This is a genomic window from Dietzia sp. B19 (genome assembly GCF_014145155.1).
GTDB classification, from domain to species: domain Bacteria; phylum Actinomycetota; class Actinomycetes; order Mycobacteriales; family Mycobacteriaceae; genus Dietzia; species Dietzia natronolimnaea.
Window position 1 is genome coordinate 1 of the sequence record NZ_JAALED010000487.1, and the last position, 699, is coordinate 699.

Consider the following 699-nt stretch of genomic DNA (forward strand, 5'->3'; position numbering starts at 1 on the left):
TCGGATCGGGCTCGTTCGGATCGGGCAACGCGCCGATCGCCTCGAGCTCGCACAGCGTGGTGTCCACTCCCGCGCGCAGCCGGTCGGCCACCGGCGCGGGGAGCATGGCGGCGATCTTGGCGGTCTTGCGCTCGAGCGTGGCGCGGGTGATGAGCGGTTCGGTGCCGGCGTCGACCAGGTAGGCGTGCAGTGCCTCCTCGGTGGAGTACCGGGGCGTGAAGCCGAACTCCTCGCGCATGCGCGTGGTGTCCACAGCGCGCCCGAAGCGCAGGTACCGAAGCTGCGAGGCCCCGACGTCGCGCAGGCCCTGACTGGACAGCAGCCGCACGGCCAGCTTGAACGTCTGCGGCGGAACCGGCAGCGGGACGTGCCCGGCCCGCCGGATGGCCTGGGTGAGCGTGAGGATCCCCTCGCCGGCGATGTTGAACGTCCCCGGCGCGGCGCCCATCGTGGCGTGCAGGAGGGCGTCGAGCGCGTCCTGGGGGTGCAGCAACTGGATGCGGGGGTCGTAGCCCGCCAGCACCGGGGAGATCGACGGCGCCAGCAGCTCCCCGAACACCGTGGGTTCGGGCAGTCCGAGGATCGCGGGGATCCGCAGGATCGTCACCTCGATGTCCGGCCGTTTGCGGGACATCCCGCGCACGTAACCCTCGACAGACAGGTGGTCCAGGGGGATGCCGCCGCTCGGTTGGCGGCGGA

At 72.0% G+C, this 699-nt stretch carries 1 pseudogene; it reads right to left on the bottom strand.

The window, feature by feature from the left end:
* Positions 1-699 (bottom strand): annotated as a pseudogene (locus tag G6020_RS17180) (nucleoside-diphosphate sugar epimerase); the annotation flags it as partial.